18 protein-coding genes are annotated in these 20,570 nt (G+C 60.0%); 6 read left to right on the top strand and 12 right to left on the bottom strand.

What is annotated here, in order from left to right; all coding sequences use genetic code 11:
* Positions 1-47 precede the first annotated feature (47 nt).
* A complete protein-coding gene (locus CKW38_RS18305) occupies positions 48-1,481 on the top strand; it encodes a TolC family outer membrane protein (RefSeq protein ID WP_007915734.1) in 1,434 nt (477 codons plus the stop codon).
* Between the two features lie 89 nt (positions 1,482-1,570).
* Here the strand turns inward: CKW38_RS18305 and waaA are convergent, their stop codons facing one another.
* Entirely contained in the window at positions 1,571-2,845 is a 1,275-nt protein-coding gene (waaA, locus tag CKW38_RS18300) for a lipid IV(A) 3-deoxy-D-manno-octulosonic acid transferase (RefSeq protein ID WP_007915732.1), read from the bottom strand.
* A gap of 11 nt (positions 2,846-2,856) precedes the next feature.
* Complete coding sequence (locus CKW38_RS18295) at positions 2,857-3,759, bottom strand: LysR family transcriptional regulator (RefSeq protein ID WP_176472350.1); 903 nt, start codon at positions 3,757-3,759, stop codon at positions 2,857-2,859.
* Positions 3,760-3,863: 104 nt separating this feature from the next.
* Here CKW38_RS18295 and CKW38_RS18290 point away from each other — a divergent pair, with 104 nt between their 5' ends.
* The 4 genes from CKW38_RS18290 to CKW38_RS18275 all read left to right on the top strand — a co-directional run bounded on the left by CKW38_RS18290 (position 3,864) and on the right by CKW38_RS18275 (position 7,315).
* Positions 3,864-4,196, top strand: coding sequence for a multidrug efflux SMR transporter (locus CKW38_RS18290; RefSeq protein WP_007915730.1), 333 nt, complete (start codon positions 3,864-3,866; stop codon positions 4,194-4,196).
* Between the two features lie 140 nt (positions 4,197-4,336).
* Positions 4,337-5,512, top strand: coding sequence for an FAD-binding oxidoreductase (locus CKW38_RS18285; protein WP_095113477.1), 1,176 nt, complete (start codon positions 4,337-4,339; stop codon positions 5,510-5,512).
* Positions 5,509-6,321, top strand: a complete 813-nt coding sequence (locus tag CKW38_RS18280; RefSeq protein ID WP_007915728.1) for an aldo/keto reductase — start codon at positions 5,509-5,511, stop codon at positions 6,319-6,321. The genes CKW38_RS18285 and CKW38_RS18280 overlap by 4 nt, the downstream gene beginning before the upstream one ends.
* A 31-nt stretch (positions 6,322-6,352) precedes the next feature.
* The gene (locus CKW38_RS18275) at positions 6,353-7,315 is read left to right on the top strand and encodes a hypothetical protein (RefSeq protein ID WP_007915727.1); all 963 of its coding nucleotides are present in this window, start codon (positions 6,353-6,355) and stop codon (positions 7,313-7,315) included.
* Between the two features lie 4 nt (positions 7,316-7,319).
* Here CKW38_RS18275 and CKW38_RS18270 read toward each other — a convergent pair whose 3' ends face one another.
* From CKW38_RS18270 to msbA, 7 genes are all read right to left on the bottom strand, one after another.
* Entirely contained in the window at positions 7,320-8,120 is an 801-nt protein-coding gene (locus CKW38_RS18270; RefSeq protein ID WP_095113476.1) for a hypothetical protein, read from the bottom strand.
* A 58-nt stretch (positions 8,121-8,178) separates the two neighbouring features.
* Positions 8,179-8,886: a hypothetical protein gene (locus CKW38_RS18265; protein ID WP_007915725.1), complete on the bottom strand. Its 708-nt coding sequence runs from the start codon at positions 8,884-8,886 to the stop codon at positions 8,179-8,181.
* Positions 8,887-9,861, bottom strand: a complete 975-nt coding sequence (locus CKW38_RS18260; protein WP_007915723.1) for a glycosyltransferase — start codon at positions 9,859-9,861, stop codon at positions 8,887-8,889. It abuts the gene before it with no gap.
* Between the two features lie 130 nt (positions 9,862-9,991).
* A complete protein-coding gene (gene hldE / locus CKW38_RS18255) occupies positions 9,992-11,413 on the bottom strand; it encodes a bifunctional D-glycero-beta-D-manno-heptose-7-phosphate kinase/D-glycero-beta-D-manno-heptose 1-phosphate adenylyltransferase HldE (RefSeq protein WP_007915721.1) in 1,422 nt (473 codons plus the stop codon).
* A gap of 64 nt (positions 11,414-11,477) precedes the next feature.
* Positions 11,478-12,878 (bottom strand): PIG-L deacetylase family protein, encoded by a 1,401-nt coding sequence (locus CKW38_RS18250; protein ID WP_095113475.1) that lies wholly within the window; start codon positions 12,876-12,878, stop codon positions 11,478-11,480.
* Between the two features lie 4 nt (positions 12,879-12,882).
* On the bottom strand, positions 12,883-13,779 hold the full coding sequence (locus CKW38_RS18245) for a GNAT family N-acetyltransferase (protein ID WP_007915717.1): 897 nt from the start codon (positions 13,777-13,779) through the stop codon (positions 12,883-12,885).
* Positions 13,773-15,599: a lipid A export permease/ATP-binding protein MsbA gene (gene msbA / locus CKW38_RS18240; protein ID WP_007915714.1), complete on the bottom strand. Its 1,827-nt coding sequence runs from the start codon at positions 15,597-15,599 to the stop codon at positions 13,773-13,775. The genes CKW38_RS18245 and msbA overlap by 7 nt, the downstream gene beginning before the upstream one ends.
* Before the next feature lie 125 nt (positions 15,600-15,724).
* On the opposite strand from msbA, the gene CKW38_RS18235 reads away from it, so the two are divergent.
* Positions 15,725-16,378, top strand: coding sequence for a toluene tolerance protein (locus CKW38_RS18235; protein WP_095113474.1), 654 nt, complete (start codon positions 15,725-15,727; stop codon positions 16,376-16,378).
* Between the two features lie 3 nt (positions 16,379-16,381).
* Here the strand turns inward: CKW38_RS18235 and CKW38_RS18230 are convergent, their stop codons facing one another.
* Genes CKW38_RS18230 through CKW38_RS18220 form a run of 3 tightly spaced genes read right to left on the bottom strand, consistent with a single transcriptional unit; the run spans position 16,382 to position 20,551 of the window.
* Positions 16,382-17,842: a hypothetical protein gene (locus CKW38_RS18230; RefSeq protein ID WP_007915710.1), complete on the bottom strand. Its 1,461-nt coding sequence runs from the start codon at positions 17,840-17,842 to the stop codon at positions 16,382-16,384.
* A gap of 53 nt (positions 17,843-17,895) precedes the next feature.
* Complete coding sequence (locus tag CKW38_RS18225; protein ID WP_095113473.1) at positions 17,896-18,804, bottom strand: glycosyltransferase family A protein; 909 nt, start codon at positions 18,802-18,804, stop codon at positions 17,896-17,898.
* Positions 18,797-20,551: a carbamoyltransferase gene (locus tag CKW38_RS18220; RefSeq protein WP_095113472.1), complete on the bottom strand. Its 1,755-nt coding sequence runs from the start codon at positions 20,549-20,551 to the stop codon at positions 18,797-18,799. The genes CKW38_RS18225 and CKW38_RS18220 overlap by 8 nt, the downstream gene beginning before the upstream one ends.
* Positions 20,552-20,570: the final 19 nt, after the last annotated feature.

Raw genomic sequence — 20,570 nt, 5'->3', positions numbered from 1 at the left:
TTTGGCGCCCGGATTACTTCCATAATATTAATGCTAGGGATCGCCTCATGCTGCGCAAACTCTCACTGGCTGTTGCCGTGTCTTGTGCGTCCAACGCAATGGCCTGGGCAGCAGAAGCGCCCTTGTCGACCAAAACCGATCTGGTCAGCGTCTATCAGGAAGCGGTCGACAACAATGCCGACCTGGCCGCCGCCCGCGCTCAGTACGGTGCGCAGAAAGAAGTCGTGCCACAGGCCCGCGCCGGTCTGCTGCCGAACCTGTCGGGCGGTGCCGAAGTGGCCAATGTGCGCACGTCGATCGATCAACCCTCGGCCACTGCCAATCGCAGCGCTCACTCTTATCAAGCGACTCTGGCCCAGCCATTGTTCCGCGCCGATCGCTGGTTCCAGTACCAGGCCGCGAAGGACGTCAACGAGCAAGCCGCGCTGCAACTGTCGGCGACTGAGCAGAACCTGATCCTGCAATCGGCCGAAAGCTATTTCAACGTGCTGCGCAGCCAGGACAACCTGGCCTCGACCAAGGCTGAAGAAGCCGCATTCAAGCGCCAGCTCGACCAGTCCAACGAGCGCTTCGATGTCGGCCTGTCGGACAAGACCGACGTGCTGCAATCGCAAGCCAGTTACGACACCGCACGGGCCAACCGCATCGTTGCCCAGCGTCAGGTCGATGATGCCTTCGAAGCGCTGATCACCCTGACCAACCGCCAGTACAACTCGATTCAGGGCATCGTCCATACGCTGCCGATCCTGCCGCCGGCGCCGAACGATGCCAAGGCGTGGGTCGACACAGCGGCGAAACAGAACCTTAACCTGCTGGCGAGCAACTTCGCCGTCAGCTCGGCCGAAGAAACGTTGAAGCAGCGCAAGGCCGGCCATTTGCCAACCCTCGACGCCGTGGCCAAATACGAAAAGGGTGACAACGATGCGCTGGGATTTGCCAATCCGAACTCGTTCGGCACGCCTTATCACGGCAACGTCGAGCAGAGCACAGTCGGCTTGCAACTGAACATCCCGATCTACAGCGGCGGGTTGACCAGCTCGCAAGTGCGCCAGTCGTATGAGCAACTGAATCAGAGCGAACAACAGCGCGAATCCCTACGCAGGCAGATCGTCGAGAACACCCGCAACCTGCACCGTGCGGTGAACACCGACGTCGAGCAAGTGCAGGCGCGTCGTCAGTCGATCATTTCCAACCAGAGCGCAGTGGAAGCCACCGAGATCGGTTATCAGGTCGGTACGCGCAACATCGTTGACGTGCTCGATGCGCAGCGTCAGCTGTACACCTCGGTGCGCAATTACAACAACACGCGTTATGACTACATCCTCGACAACCTGCGTTTGAAGCAGGCGGCGGGGACACTGAACCCGGGTGACCTGGAAGATCTGCGGCGGTATCTGAAGGCCGATTACAACCCAGACAAGGATTTCCTCCCGCCGGATCTGGCCAAGGCCGCCGAGGCGCAGCTCAAGGCCCGGCCTTAAGCCTTAAAAACAAAAGATCGCAGCCTCCGGCAGCTCCTACAGGAAACGGATTCCAATGTAGGAGCTGCCGAAGGCTGCGATCTTTTTGCTTAATTGATCAATCTTCCCAAGCCATCCAGCAAGCGCTGCAACGCGCCCTGATTGCGGCGCATCACCGCCAGCCCGGCGTCGGCCATACGCTGCGCATCACGCGGCAATTCGAACAAGCGCTGCACCTCCACCGCCAGCCCTTCGGCATCATCCACTTCGGCCAACGCTCCGGCTTCACGCATTTGCGCGGCGATGTCGAGGAAGTTGAACAGGTGCGGGCCGCTGATCACCGGTTTGGCCAAGGCTGCCGGCTCCAGCAGGTTGTGCCCACCGTTAGGCACCAGGCTGCCGCCGACAAACGCACTGTCCGCCAAGGCATAGAGAAACAACAATTCACCCATGGTGTCGCCGAGCAGTACTGAAGTCTTTGCATCGACCTGAGCTGCGGTCGAGCGTCGCACCGTGGCAAAACCTTCGCGCTGACACAGTTCGAACACCGAGTTGAAACGTTCCGGGTGACGCGGCACCAGGATCAGCAGGGCATCCGGATGATTGGTCAGCAAGCGGCGATGGGCATCGAGCACCACTTCGTCTTCGCCTTCGTGGGTGCTGGCGGCGATCCACACCGGGCGCTCCAGCGCCTGCCACTGCCCGCGCAGTTCGGCCGCGCGTTGCAGCAGTTGCGGGTCGATGGTCAGGTCGAACTTGATCGAACCGGTGACTTCGACTGTTTCCGCACGCGCACCCAGATCGCGGAAGCGCTGGGCTTCGGCTTCGGTCTGCACGGCGAACAAACTCATCTCGGCCAGCATCGGCGCGGTCAGCTTGCTGAAGCGGCCATAGCCGCGTGCGGAGCGCTCGGACAAACGTCCGTTGGCCAGCGCCACCGCAATTCCACGCTTGGCGCACTGATGAATGTGGTTAGGCCACAACTCGGTTTCCATGATCACCGCAAGCTTGGGCTGAACGCGATCAAGAAAACGCGACGCCGCACACGGCAAGTCGTAGGGCAGATAGCAATGCTGAATGCGCGGCTCGTTGGCGAACAGCGCCTGAATCCGCTCCGACCCGGTCGGGGTCATGCAGGTCACGGTAATTGGCAACTGTGGATAACGTTGCAACAAAGCGCGGATCATCGGTGCGGCAGCGATGCTTTCGCCCACCGATACCGCGTGCACCCAGATGCCGCCGGGTTGCAACCTCGGCATGCCGTAGGAAAAACGTTCGCCAATCCGCTTGGTATACGCCGGCGCCTTGCGCGCCCGCAGCCACAGCCGAATCGCCACCAATGGCAGCCCCAGGTAAAACAGCGCGGTGTAGAGAGTTCTATTCATGGCGGCGGAGTTTATCGACTTTTGCCACCGATCGCCCGCAAGTGCACGGCAAAACGTTCGGCCAGCCAACGCGCGGCCGGGCCGAGCGGTTCGTCGCGGCGCCAGACCAGCTCAACCACCAGCGCCGGCGGCGTCCACTCACTGTCGAGTTCAACCATCAAGCCCTGATACGCCGAGTACTGCACCACATGGCGCGGCAACCAGGCCCAGCCCAGATCGCGCACCAGCCATTCGGACATCACGTAGAAACTGTCGGCGCGCCACACCTGCGGGCTGGCCGGCTCGTTGCCGGGATAGACGCTGGTTTGCGTCGACATCAGCAATTGTCGGTGTTGCGCCAGTTGTTGGCAGGTCACATAGGACTGCGCCGCCAGCGGGTGCTTGATGCCACAGACCGTGACCATCTCCACGCTGCCGAGGACGCGGCGCTCCAAGGCTTCGGGGATTTCATCGTGATAGAAAAGCAGGCCGAGGTCGGCGCGACGTTCGACCAGTTTTCGCGCGACCTCGCCTTGCGCGGCGCTGGTCAGTTGCACTTCAAGGCTGGGGAATTGCTCGGCCAGTTCACCGAAACTTTCCACCAGCGCCTGATAGGGCATCGCCTCGTCCTGGGCCACGCGCAGTTGCGCTTCCTGACCACGCATCATTGCCATCGCCCGGCCATTCAGACGCTCACACTGGCGCAGGACTTCCCGCGCTTCTTCGAGCAATGCTTCGCCCGCTTCAGTAAGGCTTGGCTGGCGACCGCTGCTACGCTCAAACAGGCTCACGCCCAGATCATCTTCAAGCATGGCAACAGCGTTGCTGATCGCCGATTGCGCCTTGCGCTGCTGGCGCGCCACGGCGGAAAACGAGCGATGTTCGGCCACATCGACAAACACCCGAAGTTGATCCAGATTCCACTGCATGCTGATTCGCCAACCCATCTTCAGAACAGATAGGTAATGACTTTACCCCATCTGGTGAATCACTAGAATGCCGCCTCAGCAAGCAACGTTTTACATTGAGGATCTGAACCATGAACGCCTACGCCTACCTGGCCATTGCCATCTGCGCCGAAGTGATCGCCACCGTATCGATGAAGGCCGTCAAAGGCATCAGCACCCCCCTGCCGCTAGTGCTGGTCATCGTCGGCTACGCGATTGCGTTCTGGATGCTGACGCTGGTGGTGCGCACCGTACCGGTCGGCGTTGCCTATGCGGTCTGGGCGGGTATGGGCATTGTGATGGTCAGCGTCGCGGCGCTGTTTATCTACGGGCAAAAACTGGATATCCCGGCGATGCTGGGGATGGCGTTGATCGTGCTGGGCGTCGTCGTGATCCAGTTGTTCTCGAAAACTGCCGGGCACTAAAGCCCAACCACATTCCCTTGTAGGAGTGAGCCTGCTCGCTCCCACATTTGGATTTGTGTTCGGCCTGTTGATCATCGACAAATCCGCCCCTTTCCCGAGTCTGTATACTGCGCCCTCGTCTTGAACACTGAGGTCGTTGCATGCCATCCGTTATTTCCACCGACGTTCTGATTGTCGGCGCTGGTGTCGCCGGCCTCTGGTTGAACGCGCGTCTGCGCCGCCAGGGTTTTTCGACCGTGCTGGTGGAAAGTGCCAGCCTCGGCGGCGGGCAAAGCGTTAAATCCCAGGGCATCATCCACGGCGGCGCCAAGTACGCGCTGCACGGTGCTCTGACCGGCGCCTCGGAAGCCATCGCCGACATGCCGCGCCGCTGGCGTGAAGCGCTGGCCGGCAATGGCGAGCTCGACCTGTCCGGTGTGCGCCTGCTGTCCGAGGCCCATTACCTGTGGTCGCCGGGGACCCTCGCCGGCAACCTCACCAGTTTCTTCGCCAGCAAAGCGGTGCGCGGCCGCGTTGATCAGGTCAAGGGCGAGCAACTGCCGCCAGCCCTGCAAGACAAGCGCTTCAAGGGCAAGGTCTATCGTCTCGCCGAACTGGTCGTGGATGTGCCAAGCCTGATCCAGCGTCTGGCCGATCTGGCCGGCGATGGCCTGCTCGCCGGGCAAACCATCGAGCCGCTGCTGGAAGCGGGCGTGCTGGTCGGGTTGCAAGTCGACGGCCGCGAGATTCGCGCTCAGCGCATCGTCCTCAGCGCCGGCGCGGGTACCGCCCAACTGCTTGAAGACCTCGGTCTGAGCCAGCCGGCCATGCAACGCCGGCCGCTGCACATGATCCTCGCCAAAGGCCCGGGCCTGAAACCGTTGTACGCCCACTGCCTGGGTGGCGGCAGCAAACCGCGGATCACCGTGACCACGCACCCGGCCGCTGACGGTCAGTGGGTCTGGTACATGGGCGGCGACATCGCCGAAAGCGAAGGCGTGCACCGCGAGCCGGCCGAGCAGATCGCCACCGCGCAGAAAGAGATCGCACAGTTGCTGCCGTGGATCGACCTCAGCGCCACGCAATGGGCGACCCTGCGGGTTGACCGTGCCGAACCACTGCAAACCGGGCTGACACGCCCGGACAACGCCTTTCTCGCCGAGCAGGGGCGCTTGCTGGTCGGCTGGCCAACCAAACTGGCGCTGGCACCGGACTTCGCTGACCGGGTCATCGCCTCTCTCGAGCGCGACGGCATCCAGCCGCAAGCCGCCGAACCTTTGCCGGCGCTGCCAAAACCACCCATGGGCGTTCCCGCCTGGGAGCAACTGCTGCCATGACCATTGCCAATCTGCACGACCTTCATCGACCGTTGGGCAGCACCGGCCTGATGGTTTCGCCACTGGGTCTGGGCACGGTCAAACTCGGCCGTGACCAAGGCGTGAAATACCCCAACGGTTTTCAGATTCCCGGCGACGACGAAGCGCGCATGCTGCTGCGTCAGGCGCGGGAATTGGGCATCAACCTGATCGACACCGCCCCGGCCTATGGCCGCAGCGAAGAGCGTCTCGGCCCGCTGCTGCGTGGCCAGCGTCAGGACTGGGTAATCGTCAGCAAGGTCGGCGAAGAGTTTGCCGATGGTCTGTCGCGCCATGATTTCAGTGCAGCACACACACGAATGTCGGTGGAACGCAGCCTGCAACGTCTTGAAACCGATTTTATCGACCTGGTGCTGGTGCATTCCGACGGCAACGACATGGCAATTCTCGAGCACGAAGAGGTGTACGCCACCCTCGCGGCGCTCAAGGCCGAAGGCAAGATTCGCGGCTTCGGCTTTTCCGGAAAAACCGTCGAAGGTGGCCTCAAGGCACTGGAGCAAGGTGACTGCGCAATGGTCACCTACAATCTGAACGAACAAAACGAGAAAGCTGTCATTGACTATGCTGCTGTCCACGGCAAAGCCATTCTGGTGAAAAAAGCCTTGGCCAGCGGTCATGTCTGCCTGAGCCCGGGCGTCGACCCGGTGCGTGCCAGCTTCGAATTGCTGTTCGCACAGCCTGGCGTGGCCAGTGCTATTGTCGGCACGATCAATCCGCTGCACCTCGCCCACAACGTTACGACCGTTGCCCAGGTCCTACGTGGTCACTGACGCCGCCTCGCGGCCTTAAGCAGGAGCCGATATGCCGCGCACGCTCATCAGAAAGAACCCGAGCAACTTCAAGACCCTGCCGCTGTTCGTCGAAGCCACCCCCGAAGGCCTGACCTATCAGAGCGTCGGCATGCCGCTGAACTTCGCGCAGACCTTGCAGCGGCGCAAACCGGTGAGCGTGGCCGACACTGAGCGCTTCTCGCTGGAGCTGGCCAATCTCGGCGTTTCGGTACGTCTGACCCTGCATTGGCAGAATCGCGATTATTGGGTGCTGGTGCGCCAGCGCCGACAGGACCGTGGCGACGTCGTGCTCAAATTGATTTCCGGTTACGTGCCGGCTCATGAGCTGAATATCCCGCTACACACGGCCATTCAGGAAATTGCTGAAGAGTGTTTGCTCGAGACACCGGAAGGCTGGCTCGGCGGGCGCTTCAACGACACCTGGCTGCCAGCCCCCTACTCTGCAGCTCTGCATTATCGCGAAGCCCTGCCGTTTCGCCTGACCCCGTTGTCCGGCTCAGCGCGACCGATCCGTAGCGCCAATCTGCAATTGCTCGAACGGCCTCGGGCCTACGTACACCTGCCGACCGCGTCACTGCAATTGATCTACGACTTGCGCCTGGATGTGCCCAAGGAAGCCAAGTCCCTGAGTCTGTTCCACGTCGACGAGCGTCTGGAAGGTGATCAACTGGTGGCCAGACTCGACCGCAAGCGCCCCGACCTGTACTTGATGCCACTCAAGGACGGCGCGCCACTGGCCGAGCTATACACGCTCAAGCGCGACAAACTGGTGCCGGCCAGCACCCGAGGTCTGTATCTGGCCGAGAGCTTTGCGACACAAACCGGCTGGGTCGTGCGCGAGGAGCGGATTCGCTGGAAGGACTGGCTGGTGCAACAGGGTCTGCAACCGGCGAAAGCCCCGCGTCAGGGGCTCAAGCAGTTGAGCATCAAGGCGCTGCGTTTGGTCGGGCTGGGCAAAAAAACCGCCAAATAGCGGTTTAGCGGCGGCGATCCCACCACGTGCGCAACGCGGCGAAGAAATGGAAGTAGCGGTTTTCGCGCTTGCCCATGCCGCGCTTGGGCGAGAACGACTCCTCGGCAAATGCGCCGGTAATGCGCACTCGTGATGCCTGAGTCGGCAGTGTGCAGATTTTGGCATCCACCTGCTGCAACGCATATTTGAGCAAGCGCTCGGAATGCAGCTTGCGACCTGTCGCCTTGCAGAAATCGAAAATGCGCTCGACCCGTTTGCCGTACGCGACATAGGTATCGCGCCCGCAAACCGCGAAACGGTCGTTCAAACCACCCCACCACTGCCAATCAGGAATGTAGGCGTTGTGTCGCCGCGCCTGCGGATGATTGAACACATAGCCGGGCAGCGCGGTGTGGAAGAAATTGTCCGGGCGCACGAACACAACGAAATCCGGATTGAAGGATTCGATCATCAAGGTCACGGTGTGCAACGAGTTGAGCTGATAGATCAGATTACGCAGCGACGCATAGTCATCGGCCCAAGTGTCGCCCTGTGCTTTGACCTGCTCGAAATCCCAGCGCTCCAGCACACCTTCGGTCGAGGTGAGCGTGCCGGTCATCGACTCGAACGGCTGGTAATTGTCCGCCTTCAGTTCACCCTTCTCGCCGGACCGCGTGTTCTGCACCTCATCGATCTTGTACAGATGGTAGAAGCACTTAACGTCGCTGCCCGCAGGCAACTGCGCCAGAACGTTCTGTTCGATAGAGGGGAAGCAGATTGTCGAATTTCTCGGGATCCCGAAAAAAGCCACGGCAATTTTCAACACTCAACAGCACCTTTTGAAAATGGTTCGGGCCTGACGGCAACCGGATTCACGATGTGGCTTACTTTTGCCGAAACAGCTTTTGCCACCAGCGACGGGGTGGTAGCGGCACCACAATGACGTGCGATTTCTGCAGCCAGTCGCGCTCGTAATCCCAGGCATGGCCACCCCACAGCTTTCCTGCTTCGTTGGAAAACCCCAGGGTCATCAGCTGATAGGTATAACCGGCGTGATCACGTAACCAGTCGAACAACACCAGCGTGTTAAAACCCGTGGACGGCCCGACGTAGCGTTTACCGCCCGGCCGGTCGACCGGGTAGTTCCACAGCGGCGGCAGCGGAATGCGATCCCAATACATCGCCACACGTGGCAATGGGCACATCGGTGCGGCGCAGCCCACCAGCATGCTGAAACAGCGTTCATTCGCCTGTTCGAACATGCGCTGCACCGGCGGCGCGTAAGGCAGACCAAAAAAATAGGCGTCCTGCGCGTTGTAGCCATGCACGAAGACATTGACGCTGTGCTTGTTGAGCAGCGCCGCTTTGATGCAGGTATTGAAGCTGACGACGACATCATCGGCGCCAATGTCCAGCGCCTGAAAGTCTGCCGCGGTGATAGCCGGATTGTTGGCAACCAGCACGACCCGAGGTGCACGGCCGAGACGCTCGAGAAGGTCTGCAGGCAGAGCGCCCAGAACGGACTGATCACCGCCGGGCAGCGCATCCAGCGCCATGTGTTCGTCGGGTTGCGACGCTTGATGATCCTTCATTCAGACTGGCACCTTCATCCCGTAGCGCAGTTTCACCCAGAACCGTGTGAACGCCGAAGGCGGCTGCCATGGGCGCATCTCACGCTGGATTTCCGTGGCCAGTGCCTGACCGACACGGGCAAAGGAATAACGGCTTTGCGCAAATTCCTGGCCGTTGCGGGCAATGCGCTCCGCGAGTTCCGGATCGCTCTGCAACAGCTTGATCTTCTCCACCGCCTCTTCTTCGCTGCGGTAGAACACGGTGTTGTGCATGTCTTCAAAACCGAGCAAGCGGTCTTCTTCGCCTTGGCTCCAGGCCAGCAACACACAGCCGCAAGCCATGGCCTCGTAGTTCTTGATCATGAACTCGTTCATGCCGATGTCGGCGCTGACGAAAATCCTGATGCGATTGAGCGTCTGCAGGTATTCCTCACCCGACTTGGTGCGGGTCACCAGCATCCCGGTCCGCTGCGAGAGCGACTCGAGCATGGCTTTGCGCTCGGCATATTCGGTACTTTTCAGGCTGCCCAGAAAGCCGATGGGAATATCCCGCTCGACGCCGGTGTTGTGCAGCATCTGCTCGTCATAACCCTTGGAGACGAACACCGTGTCGATGCCCTCAGCCAGCATCTTGCGCGCGACCACAGCACCGGACACCAGCGCCCGACAACTCGGCAGGCGACGGTAGAGGCGTGAATACACGCCACGATACTTACTCGCCGGCATGTAGTTCTGGTAGGCGTCGTGTTCGAGGAAGACCAGCCCGGGAATGCACTTGAGCACCCGCAATTGCGGGGCCAGGCGCTTGACCCTGGAAAAGATGACCACACGATCGAAGTTCTGATAACCAACCGAGGCCAGAAACGGCCCCAGGTTCATTTGTTGCCGCTTGCTCAAACGATAGATGAAACACTCATCACAGTTCTGCTGCACGATGTCGTAGAGCCGGTCGAGAATGACCCGCTGCTCGTCCATCACCAGGAGCATGACTTTCATAGATTAATTGACCACGCGACGTAGGCAGGCAAGCGCATCGGATTCAAAGCTGCCTACATCAACGGAAACGGTAAAATCCCCAAGGCAAAATCCGTTCACACGCAGTACACAACAGTAAAAATTCATCTGATCAACGACTGCGGATCTTCTCGACAATCGCAGTTGTCGAGCTGTTTTCCACAAGCCCCAAGACCTTCACGGTGCCGCCATAAGCGCTGACGATATCAGCGCCGACCACCTGATCGATGCCGTAATCGCCGCCCTTGACCAGCACGTCCGGTTTGACCTCGCGCAGCAGGTTTTCCGGGGTGCCTTCAGGGAAACTGATCACCCAGTCCACCGCGCCGAGGCCGGCGAGAACGGCCATGCGCCGGTCGACGCTGTTGATCGGACGGCCCGGGCCTTTGAGGCGGCTGACCGAAGCATCGTCGTTGACCGCGACAATCAGGCGATCGCCCTGTGCCCGCGCTTGTTCCAGATAGGTCACATGCCCGGCATGCAGGATGTCGAAGCAACCGTTGGTGAAGACGATCTTCTCGTTGTGCGCGCGGGCATCGGCCACGGCGAGCAGCAACTGCTCAAGACCCAGCACACCACGCTCGGAACCTTCTTCACGCTGGATGGCGCGACGCAGCTCCGGAGCACTGATGGCGGCCGTACCGAGCTTGCCAACCACGATGCCGGCGGCCAGATTGGCCAGCGCAACGGCGTGGGGCAGGTCTTCACCGGCGGCAATCGCTGCGGCCAGGGTCGAAATCACCGTATCACCGGCACCGGTGACATCGAACACTTCACGGGCACGGGCCGGCAAGTGCAGTGCCGGCTGGTCAGGACGCAGCAGGGTCATGCCGTGCTCGCCGCGCGTCACCAGCAGCGCACCAAGCTCCAGGTCGTGCATCAGGGCGGCGCCCTTGCTCACCAGTTCATGCTCATCGACACAACCGCCGACGATGGCTTCGAATTCGCTGAGGTTCGGGGTGATCAGGCTCGCGCCGCGATAAATCGAGAAATCCTTGCCCTTGGGGTCAGCCAGTACCGGAATGTTCTTCGCACGGGCGGCCTGGATCAACGCCTGATGGTTTTTCAGGGCGCCTTTGCCGTAGTCGGAAAGTACCAGGACCTTGATGCCTTCGAGCAGGTCGTCGACCTGTGAACCGAGGGCCAGGGCATCGGTGGCGAACGGCTCTTCAAAGTCGATACGCAGCAGTTGCTGGTGCCGGCTCATGACCCGCAGCTTGACGATGGTTGGCTGGTGCGCAATGCGCTGGAACAGGGCACGTACGCCCGCGCCTTTGAGACTGTTGCTCAGGCTGTCGGCGGCTTCGTCGTCACCGGTCACACCGACCAGAGACGCCGGTGCACCCAGCGCGGCAATGTTCAAGGCAACGTTCGCGGCACCGCCCGGACGATCTTCGATCTGCTCGACCTTAACGACCGGCACCGGCGCCTCAGGGGAAATCCGTGAGGTTCCGCCATGCCAGTAACGGTCGAGCATGACATCGCCGACTACCAAGACCGGGGCTTGATCGAAACGCGGCATGGACAACTTCATGGAGCAACCCACATACAAAATGAACAGGGGCGCGATATTAACACAGGGTAAAGCGCCGTCCGCCTCAATCTGAAAGGTCGCGCACCCAGAACAATTCGTGACGCCGGACCGCCTTGCGGAAAAACTCGTTACTGCCTGTTGCTGGCCAGCGACGACCCACCAGGACTTGCTGGATCCAGCGGCGTAATTGCCGCTTGAACACTTGCCCGCCCTGCAGATCGTGCTCCATGGCCAGTGCCATGGCTTTGTCCAGTTGCACATCTGCTGACAACAGCGGACTCCACAGCCGGTCAGCCGGCAATGGCTCGATGGCCGGCGGCAGCGCAATACCGGCACCGGCTGGGCCCATCGGCCAGCGATCGTTGTCGTGCAGGTGATTGGCGTACATTAGCAGGGTTGTCGGTTTCCACTGACTCAGCTCGATAGCCTCAAGCAGCGCCTGGGTAGACGCCACATGATCGCTGTGAGGATCGAGCTCAGGATGGGGCGTCACCACCACTTCTGGACGATAGTGCTCAAGCAGGGCCTTCAGGTCGCCCAGCAGATTTTGCCAGGTCGGCTGCCCATCGATGTCGGCGGGCAGGCTCAACGGATTGTGCCGGCGCACGCTGCGCACATCGTTTTCCTGCGACTCACGGGAGCCGAACGCCTTCACAGGCGCTTCGGCCATCGACGGCAGTTGCAAGCAGTAATAACCCAATTGCACACAGCGATCGGCAGGCACGCCCCCCCAAAGCGGGATCACCAGACTGTCCCAACTGCGCAAACGGCCCTTCAAACGTGCCGCTGCGGCTTGATCAAGGCCAAGACGCTGGAAGTCTTCAGCCTCGATCTCGCCCTGGGTCAGGGTGACGATACTGACGTCTTCGCAACGGCTGTACAGGCCGAATGCGGCGAGTTCGGCATCATCGGCATGGGGAGCAATGACCATCACCCGCTGACGGGAATAATCAGGATTGGCCATGACCCACAACACACCGGTCGCGGCGGGTACGCAATATCGGCCACGCAGCGCCAGAGCACCTTGCGCCAGCGCAGTGGCCTGCCCGGACAGATTAAGGAAACGCCGCCCTTTGACGCCACGCTCGAAGTCTTGGCGATCATCGCCCACCTCGACGCAGGGATCGAGCCAACGCCCCAGCCAAGTGGATTTCACTTCCAGCTCGAGTACCAGCGTCTCGCCCTGCGCCAGCGGCTCGCTCAGCTGTACGACACCGCCCGCAAGGCTCACCGCCTGCCGTGCGGTTTGCGCCGGGAAGTTGTAGTAATAGTCGTCAGCAGGCCGATAGAACAGATGATCGGCGAACCAGGCCTCGTGTGCGACCCAGGCCAGCACCAGCACCAACGGCACCAGCCACCACGCAACCAACCATCCGATCAGCAACAACCCCACCAGAAAGGCGACCAGGAACAGACGCTTGTTGCGCCGATGGGCCTTGAGAAGCTGTTGCTTGCGAGTGCTCATGGATTCAGACCTTGAAGACCGGCACCTTATGGCACCAGCGATCCTTGTACTCCCGGTCGGCGCGACCGAATGAGTAACGCAAAGGCTTGCCCAGCGCTTGCGCGTGCGCCCAGGCGTCTTGGGTGTTGACGAAACTCAGCACACTGCCGGGACTGAACTCGCGGCTCTGCGGGTCAACGCCACCATTGATGTACTCCAGCGACACCCATTGCGGGGCCTCGACGCGATACAGCACCTGAATGGCCACGGGCGCCGAATCGAGCATCACCACCGAACCGGTCATGAACTCGCGCAGCAACGTAAACACTTCAACCAGCCCGGCCTTGCCCGGCACCTCAAAACCCCAGCGACGCTGAAACAGATCGCCGTAAGCGGCAGCCTGTTCCTGCGGGGTGAAGTCGGACATCGGCACCAGCGATCCGCCCGCCTCTTCCAGCAGACGCTGTTCGCGACGCTGGTTGTAGCGGAATTTCTTCGAATACTCTTCCGGCAACCGGGCAAGGGCCAAACCCTCAGGCTGCGGCTTTAACGTACTGATCTGCTCGGCATTGAGTTGCGATACATACGCCACGCGCTGACGCACCGGCACGCTGACATCGGGGGCAATCGGCAGAATGATTTCCGCGTTGCCCATGTCCAGCAAGCCACGCTTGCCCTCGCGCTTGAGCACTTCCTTGGACAAGGCGACATGCCGGCCCCAGCAAGGGATGGCGGCAAGCACATCACCGCCAACGATCCAGCCCAGGTAACGCAGCTCGATGCCTAGGAATGTCGACAAGCGCTCGACGACTTCCGGATGCGTGGCAAAGCTGCCGCCAAATCGCTGCCAGGCCCGGGCGTAGCTGTCCCGGTCGATCTCGGTCCAGCCACGTTCGCGAAAGCTGCGAAACATCGTCAGCATACGTCGGTCGCGTGTGCCGGCTGAGGCTCGTCACCCTCTTCGAACTCTTTGGCATGCAGACGGGCGTAATAGCCGTTTTGCTCAAGCAATTGCGCGTGAGAGCCGCGCTCGACGATACGGCCTTCGTCCATGACCAGAATCAGGTCGGCCTTTTCAATAGTGCTCAAGCGGTGAGCGATCACCAGGGTCGTGCGGTTTTTCACCACATGATCCAGGGCAGCCTGAATATGCCGCTCCGACTCGGTATCCAGCGCAGAAGTGGCCTCATCGAGAATCAGCAACGGCGCATCCTTGAGCAGCGCCCGGGCAATGGCGATACGCTGACGCTGACCACCGGACAGCAGGACGCCGTTTTCGCCGACCATGGTTTCGTAGCCCTGCGGCATCTTGATGATGAACTCATCGGCATACGCCTCGGTGGCTGCGCGCTTGACCTCATCGAACGGCGCGCCGGCCAGGTCGCCGTAGGCGATGTTGTTGGTCACCGTATCGTTGAACAGCGTGACCTGCTGGGTCACCAGAGCAATCTGCCGACGCAGGCTGCGCAGGGTGAAATCCTGCACCTGCACACCATCGAGCAGAATCTGGCCCTGAGCATGATCATGCTGATAAAAGCGCGGAATGAGGCTGGCCAGGGTCGACTTGCCACTGCCCGAGCGGCCAACCAGCGCGACCATTTGCCCCGGCTCGACAACAAAGCTGATGTCGTTGAGCACCGCTTTGTCGGTGTCGGGGTAGTGGAAGCTCAGATTGCGCACTTCCAGACGACCTTCGAGACGATCCTGCTCGACCGTGCCCCGATCCACTTCCGCCGGCTCATCCAGTTGCTCGAAAATACTTTCGGCACCGGCCACACCCTTCTGGATGGTCGAGCTGACTTCCGACAACTGACGGATAGGCTTGGGCAACAGGCCTGCCATGGTGATGTACGCCACCAGATCGCCCGGCGAAGCGTCACCGCGCAGATACAGCACGAGGAACATGACCACGGCCATGGCACTGTACGTGACCAGTTGCAGCATCGGCGTGTAAACCGCACCGGTCTTGGTCATCGTCAACTGCTTGTCGGTGTTGCTCTGGCTGGCATCGCGAAAGCGATCCTTTTCGTACTGCTCGCCGCCGAAGCTGCGCACAACGCGGTAGCCATGAATGGTCTCGGAGGCGACGTGCGTGACGTTCCCCATCGAGACCTGAATCTTCTTGCTTTGCTTGCGGAATTTCTTGCTGGTGCTGTTCACCATCAAACCGATCAACGGCAGGATGGCGACCATCACCAAAGTGAGTTTCCAGTTCATCCACAACAGTGTGCAGAACAGGAAAATCACGGTCATGCCTTCACGGATGACGACTTTGATCGCATCCGTTGCAGCACCGGTGACCATCGTCACGTTGAAGGTGATCCGGGAAATCAGATGGCCGGAATTGTTCTTGTCGAAGAAGCGATTGGGCAACTCCAGCAATTTATTGAACAGCACCACCCGCAGGTCATGCACCAGCCCCAGCGAAACCCGCGCCAGGAAGAAGTTGCCCAGGTACGAGCCCACGCCCTGCCACAGCGCGATGAAGACAATCATCAGTGGCACGGTTTCGAGCAACTGCAGCTTGCCCAGATAAGGGTTGCCCGGGAACAGACTGGCTTCAGGATTGGCCAGACCGTCGACAAAGTATTTGAGGATATAAGCGAGCATCGGTTGAGTCGATGCGAAGATCAGAAACCCGACGATGCTGAGAAGGAAAAGGCCGGCATAAGGCCGCACGTAAGCCAAAAGGCGGAAATAGATCGCCAGCGTGGACTGGGCTTTCGGTTCAGGACTGCTCATGGTGATCCGCGCAATTCAGTGAGGCGCCGATGATATCACACGCGTTTTTACCCCGATAAACATGACTTCAAGCCAGCCTTCGACCAAGTCGGTTAAGATACCCCGCTAATGATGGGGAGCCCGATATGCAATCGATTGATCACAGCACTTACGAGGCACTGCGCAAAGGTGCACACGTACTGGAGGCCGACGGTTCCGGCGACAAGGTGCTCAGATTGGCCGATGGACGCATGCTCAAGCTGTTCCGCCGCAAGCGGCTGCTCAGTTCGGCGCTGTTCTACCCCTATGCACAACGCTTTGCCGACAACACCCGGGCACTCGAACAGCGTGGCATCCTCTGCCCGAAAGTCATCGCGGTCTATCGCATCCCGAGCATCGAGCGCGACGGCGTGTATTACAGCCCGCTGGAAGGCAATACAGTGCGTCAGTTACAAGGCACTGACGAAGAGGCTGACACACTGAGATTCCAGCTGGGCGGGTACTTCGCCCTGCTGCACGAAAAAGGTGTGTACTTTCGGTCGCTGCACTTCGGCAACGTCGTGCGAACCCCCGACAACCGTCTGGGACTGATCGATATCGCCGACCTGCGCTGCCAGAAGCGCGCACTCAGTGACAGTAAACGCCTGCGCAACTTCGCTCACTTGCTGCGCTACAAGGAAGACCGCCAATGGCTGCTGGGCCAGGACGCCGGCGAAACCTTTGTCGAAGGCTATCGCCAGGCCTTGCCGAGCCACCGACAAGCGCCGCTGATCTCACGCCTGCGTCCGCTGCTCGGTTAAGCCTTAGCGTCCGATGATCACCACGGTGGCACCTTTGCGATTGGCGAAATGCTCGATGATGCGCAGCTTGTGCGCCACCAGCCAATCCTTCAGCCAAGGCTCGTCACCTTTGGCCTCGATGAGGAAATATTGATAGTCGCCAGCGTGAGCTGCCGACATTGCTTCCTCTGCGGTCAGCACCGGCATCACGTAGCCGCGACCGGCGTAATAGCTGATCCGCCCATCCTCGAAATAGGTCTTCGCCCCTGGCTCGACGTGGGCAGACATCCAGCGCCCGGCCTCTACATAATGGGTTTTGCCGGCGCCGGTAGAGATGACATTCGAGAGCATCACCAACATCCCTAGAACCACCAGCCACTTGCCGCAACGCGGGAAGTCGCGAACGAACGCCGCCAGCCCCATCGCCAACACGGGCACAAACAACAGATTCAGAAAGCTCAGGTAGCGCGTATTCATGAACTGTTGTTTGATGAAAAACAGCACCAGCACCACCAGATAAAGCAGCGCCGCCCAGGCGAAGGGGCGATAGTCGCGCCAATAGATTCCCAGAACCCCCCAGTTGCGTCGCAGGACGAAGGGGACGGCGAAAGGCCCCATCAGCTTCACGAAACTGATGGTCATGGTCGCCAGGATGCCGAAGAAAATGATCCGGCCAGATTCATCCTGGGAGTACTTGTTGATGAGCGAATTGGCAAATTGATCGCACAGCATCCGGAAGGAAGCAAACACGCTGTGTGGCGCAATCATGTCCAGATACAGCATCACGCGCGCCGACAGGAGCACACCTGAGACCGAAACAGCCAGCAGCCCTAGAACCGGCAACAGCGAAAACTGAACGAACTGCATCCGCCGGTTCGACGACCACAGATTGGGCAACTGCCACAGCGCCAACGCCGGAACCAGCAGCAAAGCCTCCAGCCGAAACAAGGCTGCCGCGACGATAGCCACATGAATGAATGCCGCCCGCAGCCAGCCGCCACGGGCTTGCCAGCGCAGCGCGAGCCAGAGTGTCAGGGTGCAGAAGAACCAGAAACCGCATTCACGGATGATGTCGTTTCGAAAGGCATTCACCGCCGGCATTGCCAATACCACCAGACAAGCCCAACCGGCGAGATGTACCGACCGTTGACGTACGCAGTCCACCATCAGCGCGCTGGTGCCGGCAAAAAAGAGCGCGCACCAAAGATATGCACTCAGCTCCAGCGGCAAATGCAGGACGGTATGAGTAGCGGCCAGCAATAAGGAAAACCAGGGCCAGTCGAAAGCGGCCCAGGCCACATTAGGCCCGTGCTCGGTGACCTGTTGCGCGATATCAATGTACAGCGCGGCATCACGCCCCACTGTGGCGGTGCCCATGACCGCTATCAGCGATAACAGCGCACTGCCCAGAAACGCCAGCCAAACCGGATATTCGTCGATGATTCTGGAGACTTGAGCTCCCACCTTGCCGCCCTTACCTTTCACCCAGCCACCTCACCGACATCCATTACAGGGTCCGCATAGTCTCCGCGACCCGTTTACCGAAACAGCACCCGCAACGCCTTGCGCGTGTAGGACCAGCGCGAAAACGTCCGCCAGTCTGCACGCAAGGCCTTAAAGTAAAACGATTTGGCCAGTTTGTACTCGCCATGGGAATAACAGTCGCGAAACAACGACAGGCAACGCTGCGCCATAAACGCCTGGCGCAAATCAAACATTTCCTCGGGCATCCGCCGACTGGAAAAAACTTCGCTGACCACCTGCTCCGTTCCGGCAGCAAGGCTTTGGCGCAGATCATGGCGCATGCTGTCGGCGTGCTTGTAAATCAGCGCCAGGGGCTCGTCCAGAACGGTGCAGGGGTAGCGCGCCAGCACTTGGGCGAATACTGGCAAGTCCTCGACGTTGCGCAAATTTTCCGGGTAATTACCCAAAACGAATACATCGCGGTGCATCGCACAGGCACCGTTGGAAATCGACACCGTCTTGTTCAGCAGGTAACCCTGCAGGCGCTGGCGGGGCGTCACAGGCAGCGGCTTGGCCGCCTGCAAGCTGCGTCGCCCGTCTGCAAACACCGACCAGTGCGCGCCGATCACCATCAGGCTGCTTGGATTACTTTCGAGGTGCTGCGAAAGTGCAGCCAAGGCACCGGGCGCCATTTCATCATCAGAGTCGAGAAACACCAGATACCGTCCGGTTGTCTCTTCCAGCCCTCGATTGCGCACCGACGACAATCCGCCGTTACTTTTGCGCAACGCACGAAAACGCCCGCCGTGCTTGAGCAGGAGTTTTTCGACTACCTCGGGCGTATCGTCCGTCGACCCGTCGTCGATGACCAGCAGATCCGCGGTCGCTTCATCCAACTGCGCCAACACCGATTCCACTGCACGTGGAAGCGTTCGCGCATAGTTGTAAACCGGAATGACGACGCTGATCAGTGTTTCAGTCAAGTTCGTATCCTTTTACACCCGCTTTTACGACCAGAATATCTTCCATGATCAGGTATTCCAGGTCAGAACCGAAAAACATGTTCAGCGCGTCGGTCGGCGAGCAGATCATCGGTTCGCCACGACGATTGAGCGAGGTGTTCAGCGATACGCCGTTACCGGTCAGGTTTTCCAGCGCCTTCATCATGTCGTAGTAGCGCGGGTTGTATTCACGCTTGAGCACCTGGGCACGGGAGGTGCCGTCTTCATGGACGACTTCCGGCACGCGGATCTTCCACTCTTCCGCCACTTCGAAAGTGAAGGTCATAAACGGTGCCGGGTGATCGATCTTGATCATTTGCGGCGCAACGGTGTCGAGCATCGACGGGCAGAAAGGCCTCCAGCGCTCGCGGAACTTGATCTGGTGGTTGATGCGATCAGCCACGCCAGCCACGCTCGGGCAACCAATGATCGAGCGCCCGCCCAATGCACGCGGACCGAACTCCATGCGCCCCTGGAACCAGGCGACCGGATTACCATCGACCATGATTTTGGCAATCTGTTCCGGCATGTTGTCGAGCTTGCGCCAGGTCGGCTTGCTCTCATGACGGGCGCAGGCGGCGATCACGTCCTCGTTGCTGTACGACGGGCCGAGATAGACGTGCTCCATCTTCTCGACCGGCACGCCTCGGGCGTGGGACACGTAGGCAGCCGCACCAACCGCAGTACCGGCGTCGCCGGACGCAGGTTGCACGAACAGTTCCTTGATGTCGTCGCGGGCAATGATTTTCTGGTTCAGTTTGACGTTCAGCGCACAACCACCGGCGAAGGCCAGTTTGCCGGTTTCCTTGAGTACGTCGCCCAGATAGTAGTCGATCATCTGCAACGCCAGTTTCTCGAACAGCGCTTGCATGCTCGCGGCGTAGTGGATGTAAGGCTCGTCAGCGATGTCGCCTTCGCGCTTCGGACCCAGCCACTCGATCAGTTTCGGCGAGAAGTAGAAGCCTTTGCCCTTCTCTTTGTAGCGACGCAGGCCGATGACGTTGGCGTAGTCGGTGTTGATCACCAACTCACCGTTTTCGAACGAGGCCAGACGCGAGAAATCGTACTTGCTGGCATCGCCATACGGCGCCATGCCCATGACCTTGAACTCACCGTCGAGCATCTCGAAACCGAGGAACTCGGTGATCGCACCGTACAAGCCACCGAGGGAGTCAGGATCGAAGAATTCCTTGATCTTGTGGATCTTGCCGTTTTCGCCATAGCCGAAGAAGGTCGTGGCGTACTCACCCTTGCCGTCGATACCGAGGATCGCGGTTTTTTCTTTGAAACCGGAGCAATGGTAGGCACTGGAGGCGTGAGCCAAGTGGTGTTCGACCGGCTCGATCTTGATCTTTTTCGGATCGAAACCCAGTTGCTCCAGGCACCAGACAATCTTGTTGCGGTAGCGCTTGTAGCGACGGTTGCCCATCAGGATCGCATCAAGGGCGCGATCCGGTGCATACCAGTAACGCTTGGCGTAGTGCCAGCGCGCTTTGCCGAACAGGCTGATCGGGGCAAATGGAATCGCGACCACGTCAACATCGGACGGCTTGATGCCGGCCTGTTCGAGACAGAACTTCGCCGATTCGTAGGGCATGCGGTTCTTTGCATGTTTATCGCGTACGAAGCGCTCTTCTTCAGCCGCCGCCACCAGCTTGCCGTCGATGTACAAGGCCGCTGAAGGATCATGGCTAAGGGCGCCGGACAGGCCAAGAATCGTCAATGCCACAGGGGTCTAGCCTCTTTAG

Source organism: Pseudomonas sp. Irchel 3H7 (assembly GCF_900187605.1).
In the GTDB taxonomy this organism is placed as follows: domain Bacteria; phylum Pseudomonadota; class Gammaproteobacteria; order Pseudomonadales; family Pseudomonadaceae; genus Aquipseudomonas.
Note: the sequence above shows the minus strand (reverse complement) of the source record. Positions and strands in the feature narration are given on the sequence as shown.

Excerpts from the sequence above, each read along its gene's own strand:
- CKW38_RS18305 (WP_007915734.1), top strand. The coding sequence starts at position 48 with ATGCTGCGCAAACTCTCACTGGCTGTTGCCGTGTCTTGTGCGTCCAAC.
- waaA (WP_007915732.1), bottom strand. The coding sequence starts at position 2,845 with ATGAATAGAACTCTCTACACCGCGCTGTTTTACCTGGGGCTGCCATTG.
- CKW38_RS18290 (WP_007915730.1), top strand. The coding sequence starts at position 3,864 with ATGAACGCCTACGCCTACCTGGCCATTGCCATCTGCGCCGAAGTGATC.
- CKW38_RS18285 (WP_095113477.1), top strand. The coding sequence starts at position 4,337 with ATGCCATCCGTTATTTCCACCGACGTTCTGATTGTCGGCGCTGGTGTC.
- CKW38_RS18280 (WP_007915728.1), top strand. The coding sequence starts at position 5,509 with ATGACCATTGCCAATCTGCACGACCTTCATCGACCGTTGGGCAGCACC.
- CKW38_RS18275 (WP_007915727.1), top strand. The coding sequence starts at position 6,353 with ATGCCGCGCACGCTCATCAGAAAGAACCCGAGCAACTTCAAGACCCTG.
- CKW38_RS18265 (WP_007915725.1), bottom strand. The coding sequence starts at position 8,886 with ATGAAGGATCATCAAGCGTCGCAACCCGACGAACACATGGCGCTGGAT.
- CKW38_RS18260 (WP_007915723.1), bottom strand. The coding sequence starts at position 9,861 with ATGAAAGTCATGCTCCTGGTGATGGACGAGCAGCGGGTCATTCTCGAC.
- hldE (WP_007915721.1), bottom strand. The coding sequence starts at position 11,413 with ATGAAGTTGTCCATGCCGCGTTTCGATCAAGCCCCGGTCTTGGTAGTC.
- CKW38_RS18250 (WP_095113475.1), bottom strand. The coding sequence starts at position 12,878 with ATGAGCACTCGCAAGCAACAGCTTCTCAAGGCCCATCGGCGCAACAAG.
- CKW38_RS18245 (WP_007915717.1), bottom strand. The coding sequence starts at position 13,779 with ATGCTGACGATGTTTCGCAGCTTTCGCGAACGTGGCTGGACCGAGATC.
- msbA (WP_007915714.1), bottom strand. The coding sequence starts at position 15,599 with ATGAGCAGTCCTGAACCGAAAGCCCAGTCCACGCTGGCGATCTATTTC.
- CKW38_RS18235 (WP_095113474.1), top strand. The coding sequence starts at position 15,725 with ATGCAATCGATTGATCACAGCACTTACGAGGCACTGCGCAAAGGTGCA.